This is a genomic window from Streptomyces recifensis (assembly GCF_002154615.1).
Taxonomy (GTDB): Bacteria; Actinomycetota; Actinomycetes; order Streptomycetales; family Streptomycetaceae; genus Streptomyces; species Streptomyces griseoluteus.
In genome coordinates, this window is record NZ_MUNH01000520.1 from 1 (window position 1) to 8,748 (window position 8,748).

8 protein-coding genes and 1 pseudogene are annotated in these 8,748 nt (G+C 69.8%); 4 read left to right on the forward strand and 5 right to left on the reverse strand.

Annotated features, from left to right (window positions below):
• Positions 1 to 203: DUF2267 domain-containing protein (locus CCN33_RS24690; protein WP_140394657.1), on the forward strand; the 203-nt coding region annotated here is incomplete at its 5' end.
• Between the two features lie 31 nt (positions 204 to 234).
• Here CCN33_RS24690 and CCN33_RS24695 read toward each other — a convergent pair.
• Together CCN33_RS24695 and CCN33_RS24700 are read right to left on the reverse strand one after the other, a co-directional pair.
• Positions 235 to 3,383, reverse strand: a pseudogene (locus CCN33_RS24695) (DEAD/DEAH box helicase).
• An 82-nt stretch (positions 3,384 to 3,465) separates the two neighbouring features.
• Positions 3,466 to 4,479: an SEC-C domain-containing protein gene (locus CCN33_RS24700; RefSeq protein ID WP_086695686.1), complete on the reverse strand. Its 1,014-nt coding sequence runs from the start codon at positions 4,477 to 4,479 to the stop codon at positions 3,466 to 3,468.
• Between the two features lie 177 nt (positions 4,480 to 4,656).
• Here CCN33_RS24700 and CCN33_RS24705 point away from each other — a divergent pair, with 177 nt between their 5' ends.
• Together CCN33_RS24705 and yidC are read left to right on the forward strand one after the other, a co-directional pair.
• Positions 4,657 to 4,980, forward strand: a complete 324-nt coding sequence (locus CCN33_RS24705) for a DUF6412 domain-containing protein (protein WP_086695692.1) — start codon at positions 4,657 to 4,659, stop codon at positions 4,978 to 4,980.
• A gap of 103 nt (positions 4,981 to 5,083) precedes the next feature.
• Positions 5,084 to 5,776, forward strand: a complete 693-nt coding sequence (gene yidC / locus CCN33_RS24710) for a membrane protein insertase YidC (RefSeq protein ID WP_086695687.1) — start codon at positions 5,084 to 5,086, stop codon at positions 5,774 to 5,776.
• A gap of 25 nt (positions 5,777 to 5,801) precedes the next feature.
• On the opposite strand, the gene CCN33_RS24715 is transcribed toward yidC, so the two are convergent.
• The 3 genes from CCN33_RS24715 to CCN33_RS24725 all read right to left on the reverse strand — a co-directional run bounded on the left by CCN33_RS24715 (position 5,802) and on the right by CCN33_RS24725 (position 8,314).
• Complete coding sequence (locus CCN33_RS24715; RefSeq protein ID WP_086695688.1) at positions 5,802 to 6,683, reverse strand: LLM class F420-dependent oxidoreductase; 882 nt, start codon at positions 6,681 to 6,683, stop codon at positions 5,802 to 5,804.
• A gap of 81 nt (positions 6,684 to 6,764) precedes the next feature.
• On the reverse strand, positions 6,765 to 7,241 hold the full coding sequence (locus CCN33_RS24720) for a heme-degrading domain-containing protein (RefSeq protein WP_086695689.1): 477 nt from the start codon (positions 7,239 to 7,241) through the stop codon (positions 6,765 to 6,767).
• Positions 7,241 to 8,314: a Gfo/Idh/MocA family protein gene (locus tag CCN33_RS24725; RefSeq protein ID WP_086695690.1), complete on the reverse strand. Its 1,074-nt coding sequence runs from the start codon at positions 8,312 to 8,314 to the stop codon at positions 7,241 to 7,243. Before CCN33_RS24725 ends, CCN33_RS24720 begins: the two co-directional genes overlap by 1 nt.
• Positions 8,315 to 8,370: 56 nt before the next feature.
• Here CCN33_RS24725 and CCN33_RS24730 point away from each other — a divergent pair.
• Positions 8,371 to 8,748: winged helix-turn-helix transcriptional regulator (locus tag CCN33_RS24730; protein ID WP_140394658.1), on the forward strand; the 378-nt coding region annotated here is incomplete at its 3' end.

Genomic DNA, 8,748 nt, shown 5'->3' on the forward strand with positions numbered 1-8,748 from the left:
CCCTCACGGCACGCGAGTTCGTAGAGTCCGTGGCCCCCCACATGGAGAACGCGACCCCGGCAACGGCCCGCTGGCACGTAACCTCGGTCTTGACGGCGCTGGCCCAGCAGTTGGGCGCCGCCCGGACAGCCCGTCTCCTCGCCCAACTCCCGCCCGGCTACGCTCTTCTGTTCGGCCTGGCGGATCTGGTGGCGGTGGCGTAGCCGCCAGAATCCCCGGCGTGGGACTGACGCGTCAGCTTGCCGTGACGGCTGCTGAGTACGTCCATACATCCGCCGGCAGTTCGTGCTTGAGACGCCAGGTGATGGCCATCGGCTTGCTGCCGGTGTGTGTGTCGTACGTGGCCGGCCCGAGCAGCATCCAGGGCTGAGACTTGCCTATGTCGGTGTTCTTGTACCGCCGCATGAAGAGAAGGACCTCACTGCCCAGCGCTTCGTGCTGCTGGTAGCGCTTGCCCGTCCGTGAGTCGGCAGCCGTGGCATTCTGTGACTCCCAGTGGAAGAGCGTCGGGCTAAGCGCGTAGTCCCGATAGCGAACGGTGGGGGAGAAGTCCTTCTCGTTCTTCTCCAGCGTGATGAGTAGCGCGTCCGTCTGCAGTTCATCGACCCACTGCACTCCCTGCGCGAACGAGCGCGGCATCTGGCCACCGAGGCGGGCCACACCGAGCGCAGCGAGGATCTCGGAGCGGTTGTAGGCGCTGTGCACCTTCAGCGGCACCTGACTCAGGCGCCCGGAGAGGGAGAGGGGGAAGTGGTCCGTTCGCTCCATGACATACGTAAGTAGCTGACGCACCTCGTCACGGAACTCCGTCAATGGCCGCAGCGAGTCAAGGCCCTCCTGGTAGCTGGTGAAGCCGCCAGCGTTGTCCCACATGTTGAAGAACAGCATGCGAGCGTAAGCCTGATCGAGGGCGCTCAGTTCGTCGTAGGAGGGGGCGTCATCCCGGAGCAGCCGTTGATAGGCATCCGCCCGCTCCGGGTCGTCGACGTGCAGGAAGGAGTGGACTCGCTTCAGCAGCGCGGCCTCCGCAGGGGGAGCGGTCTCTTCGAGGAACCTGCGCGGCGTAGCACCGCCGTCCACGAGTTGTCGCTCTTGTAGAGCTCCTTGATCTCGCGCCTGCTCTCTCGCAAGTAGTCGGCCAAAAGAGGTGTGTGGTAGGACTTCACCTCCTTGACCAGCGTCTTCACCGTAGCCCCAAGCTGGGTCCGGATGTTGTCCAGGACGAAGTTCTTGGACTTCCCCTCCAGGATGATCTGGCAGCCCGACGGGAGCTGCGGGAAGTCATGCTCGATGTGATCGACCAGCCGGTTCCGGGTCAGGTTGGTCAAGGCTCGGAACTGTTCCTCGAAGCGGAACTCGGCCCGGTGCTGCCCGATAAAGTCGAGGACGGTGAGTACCGGCTTGGTCTCGGTGCGCCGCAGCCCTCGACCCAGTTGCTGAAGGAAGATCGTGGCACTGTTGGTCGGACGGAGCAGGAGCAGCGTGTCGACGTCGGGGATGTCGAGACCCTCGTTGAATAGGTCGACGGAGAAGATCACCTGAAGCTTGCCCTCACGGAGATCGGCAAGTGCCTGGGCGCGCGTCTCCGAGGAAGAGTCGCTGTCGAGCGCCACTGCCTGGAAGCCCGCCTCGCGGAAGAAGCCCGCCATGAAGTGTGCGTGGGCCTTGGTGACGCAGAAGCCGAGCGCCCGCATGGAGCCGGGGTTGGAGACCTTGTCCTGGATCTGCTTCACCACGATGCGGGCGCGAGCGTGGTTGCCCGTGTAGAGCTTGTCGAGGTCCTGGTCGGTGTACGAACCCTTCTGCCAGTTCAGGTTCGTAAGATCCGTGCCGTCGGGTACGCCGAAGTAGTGGAAGGGGCAGAGGAGGTCGTTTTCCAGTGCCTCCCAGAGGCGCATTTCGGCCGCGATCCTGCCATCGAAGAACTCATCCTGAACGTTGCGTCCGTCCATCCGCTCGGGCGTAGCCGTCAGCCCCAGCAACTCCCTGGGCGAGAAGTGCTCGATGACCCTTCGGTATGTCGAAGCGGTGGCATGGTGGAACTCGTCCATCACGATGATGTCGAAGTGGTCAGGAGCCAACTGCTCAAGACGCTGCACATTGAGGGACTGGACGCTGGCGAAGACGTGGTTCCACTCGCGTGGGTCCTGGCCGCCATGCAGAAGCTCGCCGAACGATCCGTCATCGAGCACTTCGCGGTAGGTGCGGAGAGACTGCCGCAGTATTTCCTTGCGGTGGGCGACAAAGAGGAGTCGGGGCTGGCCACCCTCGAAGTTCTTACGCAAGCCGCGGTAGTCAAGGGCGGCCATCACGGTCTTGCCCGTGCCAGTGGCAGCAACAAGAAGGTTTTGGTGGCGTCCGCGAAGCTCCCGCTCGATCGTGAGGCGCTCCAACATGTCCCGCTGGTGCGGGAAGGGGCGTACTTCCAGACCAGAGAGGTTGATCTTCAGGTCGGTGCCGGAGCCAGTGCCACTCGCTTGCGCCAGCGCTTCGTCCAAGCGCGCGCCGTGCTGATCAGGGTCGTAGGTCTCGAAGGCAGTGTCGTTCCAGTACGCGTCAAAGGTCGCCTCGAACTTGTCCAGTACCGCCGGCGTAGCCACCGACGACAGACGCACGTTCCACTCGAGCCCGTCGAGTAGCGCGGCCCGAGAGAGGTTCGAGCTGCCCACGTACGCGGTGTCGAAGCCGGTGTTGCGACGGAAGAGCCATGCCTTGGCATGGAGGCGGGTAGACCGGATCTCGTAATTGACCTTTACGGTGGCGCCGAAATCCCGTACGAGGCGGTCCAGAGCATGGCGGTCCGTGGCGCCCATGTACGTGGTGGTGATGACTCGAATCGGCACACCGCGTTCCTTGGCAGCGCGCAGGGCGTCCTCAAGGACTCGTATTCCGTACCACTTCACGAAGGCGCACAGCAGGTCAATGCGGTCCGCGGTGGCAAGCTCCGCTCGAAGCTCGGTGCCCAGGCTCAGGTCCTCGGGGGAGTTCGTCAGCAGGGATGCCTCAGACAGCGGGGTCAGCGGGCGCACGGAGTAGGCCCCGGGAGCCTCCTGCTTGGCAAGCGCGAGCAGTTGCTGCGGGCCCTCGACGAGGGCGCTGACCGGCTCCGACTCGTGTTCCGGCGCGCCCTTGGAGGCAAGCGAGGCCAGGAGCCCGTTGGCGAACGGCACACGCTGCTCCGGAGGAAGCTGGCTCAGCCTCTGGGTGACCATCGCGCCAATGTGCCGAGCAAGCACATGGGGTGTGGACTCCTCGCTGACCTCTGTATTGATGGCCTTCCAGCCCAGAGCCTCTAGCTGCTTGAGCTCTCGCTCGTCGTCCTGAGTGATCAGCTTCTCGTAGACCCCAGCAACCGGCTCCGCCGGCCCCTTTGCCTCTGTCACGGCAACCCCCTCAGGCACCTGTCAACGTGGATTAGTTGTAACAGCCACGACTGACAACGGCTGAAGGGGTGGTCAGCGCGCCTCACTCCGCCCCGTGGCACTCCCCGTACTCCCGCCCACTCACACACCAACACCCAGCCCCCCGCTGTGGCGGCCAGGCCACCGCCAACCCCCGCGCCGCCAGTGTCGTCGCGTACTCCGGGAGCAGCGCCGGGTCCGCAGGGGACGCGCCCTCCGAGGCCGCGAAGGCCTCGTAGGACGGGACCGTGCCGGTGACGATGCCGAGGTTGGGGGTGCCGGAGGCGGCCAGTTCGCGGAGGGACGTCTCTATGGTCGCCAGGTGGTGGGCATGGGACGTGTACTCCGACTCCAGGGTCGGGTACGCCGTCACCAGTTCCGTCAGCTCCGAGGACGGCCAGTGCAGGACCGCCACCGGGTACGGGCGGGAGAGGGCCTCGCGGGCCGTGGAGAGTTCCGCTCGGAGGCGGGAGATCTCGGCTTCGAGCTCGGCGGGGTTCTCCGAGCCGAGGGACCAGACGCGCTTGGGGTCGTGGAGTTCGTCCAGGGAGACCGGGGAGGTGTGGAGGGTGTCGGCGAGCGCGTCCCAGGTGTCGTGCGGGAGGCCCAGCATGCGGCGGACCCGGTGGCGGCCGAAGAGGAGCGGGTGCGTGGCGTACGGCGGCTCCGGCGCGTCCGTCAGCAGCAGGACCGCTCCCTGGTGGAACGTCTCGTGCGCCGCCTCCAGTTCGTCGTGCGACTCCAGCGCCTCCGCGACGATCACCCACGGCGCCGCGTCCCGCGGAGCGGCCGTGCGGATGCCGTCGATGATCGCCCGCGCCTCGGCCTCGTGGCCGTACTCCCACAGGTTCGCCGCCTTCAGGGCGCGGACGAGCTGCGGATGCTCCAGCGGGCCGGCGGAGGACAGCAGCCGGTCGTAGAGCGCGGTCGCCGCGGGGCGGGCGCCGGACAGTTCGAGGTGGGCCGCGGCGCGCAGCAGCAGCACCTCCGCGTCCTCGGGGTACAGGCCGGCGGTCCGCTCCAGGCGTGCCGCTTCGGCGGTGTGGTCGACGTTCTCGGCAGGCGTGTCGGGGCGCATGCATGACACCGTACTGCCGAGGGGTGACAGCGGAGGAGGGCGCCCGACGAGGAGATTTCTCCAACTCGCGGCGAAGATCGGGAACCGGGCCGGAACACCGGGCGTTGTACGCGGTGAACGGGCCTGTACAGCCCGTAGTCATGGGGGCAGGGGCACAGAAGGGGGGTGTCGTCGGTGGTGCACCGTCGTTCCGCCGTCACGCGCGCCCTGCTGCCGCTGTTCGTCCTCTTCCAGCTCCTGCTGCTCCAGGCCGCCCTGCTCGGCTCCGGCGGTCTCACCACCGCCGTCGCGCTCGCCGCGACCACCGCCGCCGGCACCGCCCTCGCCCTCTGCTCGGTCCTCACCGCCCGCCGCGTCCCCGCCGTCCCGCCGACGCGCGTCCGCACCGCGATACGCGACAGGGCCCGCCGTACGGCGTTCCTGGCGCAGCGCGACCCCGACGCGAAGGGCCGCCGCAGGCCACGGGCGCCCGGCCGGGTCCTGCCGACGACCTGCGCGTAGGGCCGCACCACCCCTCTCTCCGCCCCGCCCGCGCGGGTCGTCCTGCCATCGGCCGCTTCCCGGCCGCATCCCGCACGACGCCACCCCGTACGGAGGGTTCCCCATGTCTGTCTTCGCCCACCTGGTCGAGCAACTCGCCGACCTGCTGCAGCCGTTCTTCCGCGCCTCCGCGACCGCCGCCGCGATCGTCCTGTTCACCGCGCTGGTCCGGCTGGCCACCCACCCGCTCGCCCGTGCCGCCGCCCGGGGACAGCGGGCCCGCACCGCCCTCCAGCCCAGGGGCGCCGGGCTGCGCGCGAAGCACGCCCGCGATCCCGAGCGGCTCCAGCGGGCGGTGCTGGAGCCGCACACCGAGGCGAAGGTCTCCCCGTTCTCCGGCCTGCTGCCCGGTCTGCTCCAACTCCCCGCGTTCTTCCTGCTGTACCACCTGTTCTCCAACGCCACGATCGGTGACGGCCCCAACACCCTCCTCGACCACGACCTCCTCGCCGCCCCGCTCGCAGGCCGCTGGACCGATGCCCTCGACGGCGGGATCTTCGGCGGGGCCGACCTCGTCTACCTGGCCCTCTTCGCCGTCGTCGCGGCCGTCGCCACGGTCAACTTCCGGCGCACCAGGCGTGCGGCGGCCGAGAACGCCGTGCAGGCAGGCGTTCCCGGCCAGGCCGCGGTCGGGAAGGTGGCCCCGTTCCTGTCCTTCGCCACCCTGGTGACCGTCGCCGTCGTCCCCCTGGCCGCCGCGCTTTACGTCGTCACCAGCACCACCTGGAGCGCGGTGGAGCGGGCGGTGCTGTCGTGAGCGGCCAGGGGGGCGGCCGGCAGCGTCAGAGGAGGATGCCCGCCAGCTTCCGCCAGGCCGCGCGGTGCAGGTCGTCGGCAGAGCCCTCCTGCACGACCTGGAGGGCGACGTGATCGGCGCCCGCCTCCAGGAAGGCGTTCACCTTCCGGCGGATGGTGTCGTCGTCGCCCCAGGCGTACAGCGCGTCGATCAGCCGGTCGCTGCCGCCGTCGCGCAGGTCGTCCTCGGTGAAGCCCAGCCGCTCGAAGTTGGTGGTGTAGTTGGGGAGCTGGAGGTACATGTCCAGGTGACCGCGGGCCAGTTCGCGGGCGCGGGCCGGGTCGGATTCCAGTACGACCGCGAACTCCGGTGCCAGCAGCGGCTCCTGGCCGAGGATCTCGCGGGCCCGCACGGTGTGCTCGGGGGTGACGAGATAGGGGATCGCCCCCAGCGAGCGCTCGCCCGCCAGCCGGACGGTCTTCGGTCCGAGCGCGGCCAGGACGCGCCGCCCGGCCGGGACGCCGGCCGCGTCCAGCTCGTCCAGGTACTCCACCAGCGCCGAGTACGGCCTTCGGTACTGCTCGGTCAGCCTGGCGTGGCTCACGCCCAGGCCGAGCAGGAACCGGCCGGGGTGCGCGGTCTCGACCTCGGCGTAACCGGCCGCGCTCTCGCGGGCGTCGTGCTGCCAGATGCTCTGGATGCTGGTGCCGACGACCAGCCGGTCGGTCTTCTCCAGCAGGGGCAGGGCGTTGACGGGCGCGCTGGAGCCGCCGAGCCAGGCGGTGCCGTAGCCGAGTTCCTGGAGTTCGGCCGCCGCCTCCCCGATCTCACCGCGCCGACCCGGGTCCTCGTTGCGCAGGCCGAGGCTCCATACGCCGTACCGGCCGATCTCCGCCTTGGAGATGCTCCCGCTCGTCGAGTCGCTCATCGGTTCTTTCCCTCCGGCTGGATGTCGTGCACGAACGATCGTCGTGCACGACGGGCCCGACCGGAGGGAGCCGCGCGGGTGTCACACCTTCAGGAACCGCTCCAGCGCCTCGACGACCAGCCGGTGGTCCTCGATCTGGGGCAGCCCGGAGACGGTCACCGAGCCGATGACGCCCACGCCTTCCACGGTGATCGGGAAGGAACCGCCGTGCGCCGCGTAGCGGTCGGGGTCGAGGCGGGACGAGTCCTCGAAGGTGGTGCCCTTGGCGCGGAAACGTGAGCCGACCAGGTAGGAGGCGGAGCCGTACCGCTCCACCACCCGGCGCTTGCGGGCGATCCAGGCGTCGTTGTCCGGGGTCGAGCCGGGCAGCGCCGCGTGGAAGAGCTGCTGGCCCGCGCGGTGGATGTCGACGGCGATGGGCGCCTGCCGCTCCCGGCCCAGCTCGACCAGGAGGGAGCCCAGCGCCCAGGCGTCGTCGTGGGTGAAGCTGCGGAAGACCAGGCGCTCTTCCTGGGCCTGAAGGTCCGCCACGCTCGGGGTGTTCTGTGCCTGCGTCATCAGAGGGTCACCGTCACCTTGTCGCGGGCGGAGCGGCGGGCCGCCTCCAGTACGTCGAGGGTCTCCGCGGCCTCCAGCGCGGTCACCGGGTTCGGGCCGGTGCCCCGGACGGCGGCGGCCACGGCCGCGTAGTAGGCGGGGTAGTCGCCGGGCAGGGTCTCCACGGCGGTGCCGCCGCCGGTGACCGGGGACTCGCCGGCGCCCAGACGGCCCCAGAGCGACTCCTCCTCGACGCCCCACGCGGCGTCGGTGCCGGGGCGGGCGCCGTCGCGCAGCGCGGCCTCCTGCGTGTCCAGGCCGTACTTCACGAAGCCGGCGCGCGAGCCGAGCACCCGGAAGCGGGGGCCGAGCTGGGCGGTGGTCGCGGAGACGTACAGGTGCGAGCGGACGCCGTTCGCGTGGGTCAGGGCGAGGAAGGTGTCGTCGTCCGTCTCGGCGCCGTCGCGGCGGACGACCGCCTCGGCGTACACCTCGGTGACCGGGCCGAACAGGGTGATGGCCTGGTCGACGACGTGGCTGCCGAGGTCGTAGAGCAGGCCGCCGATCTCCGCCGGGTCGCCGGACTCGCGCCAGCCGCCCTTGGGCTGCGGGCGCCAGCGCTCGAAGCGGGACTCGAAGCGCCAGACGTCGCCCAGCGCGCCGTCGGCCAGCAGCTTGCGCAGGGTGAGGAAGTCGTTGTCCCAGCGGCGGTTCTGGAAGACGGAGAGCAGCACCCCGTGCTCGTCGGCGAGGGCGGCCAGTTCGCGGGCCTCGGCGGCGGTGCCGGAGATCGGCTTGTCCACCACGACCGGCAGGCCGGCCTTGAGGGCGGAGGTGGCGAGCGGCACGTGCGTCTTGTTCGGGGAGGCGATGACGATCAGGTCCAGCTCACCGGCGCGCTCGAACAGCTCGTCCGGGGTGGCGGCGACGCGGACGTCCGGGAACTCGGCGCGGGCCTGCTCCTGGCGCTCGGGGTTCGAGGTCACGACCGTGTCCAGGACGAGGCCGTCCGTGGCGGCGATCAGCGGGGCGTGGAAGACGGAGCCGGCGAGGCCGTAGCCGATCAGGCCGACGCGGAGGGGTGTACCAGTCATGACTCCTACTTTCGCAACGCTGTTGCCAAAGTGCAAGCGGCGGAGAGAATGGACCCGTGAACAGGACGAGGAGCAACCCGGCGGGGGCGAATCTGCTCGCGGTGCGGTCCCACAACACCGCACTCGTGCTCGATCTGCTGCGCGGCGCCGGGGCGGAGGGCATCAGCAGGCTGGAACTCGCCGAGCGCACGGGGCTCACCCCGCAGGCCGTCAGCAAGATCACCGCGCGGCTGCGGGAGGAGGGCTTCGCCGCCGAGGCCGGACGCCGCGCCTCCACCGGCGGCAAGCCGCGCACCGTGCTTCGCCTGGTCCCCGAGGCCGGACACGCGGTGGGCGTCCACCTGGACCGCGACGAGCTGCGGGTGGTGCTGCTCGACCTCGACGGCACCGTGGTGGGGGAGCGGCGCGGTGACACCGGCCTCGGCGGCGGCGCG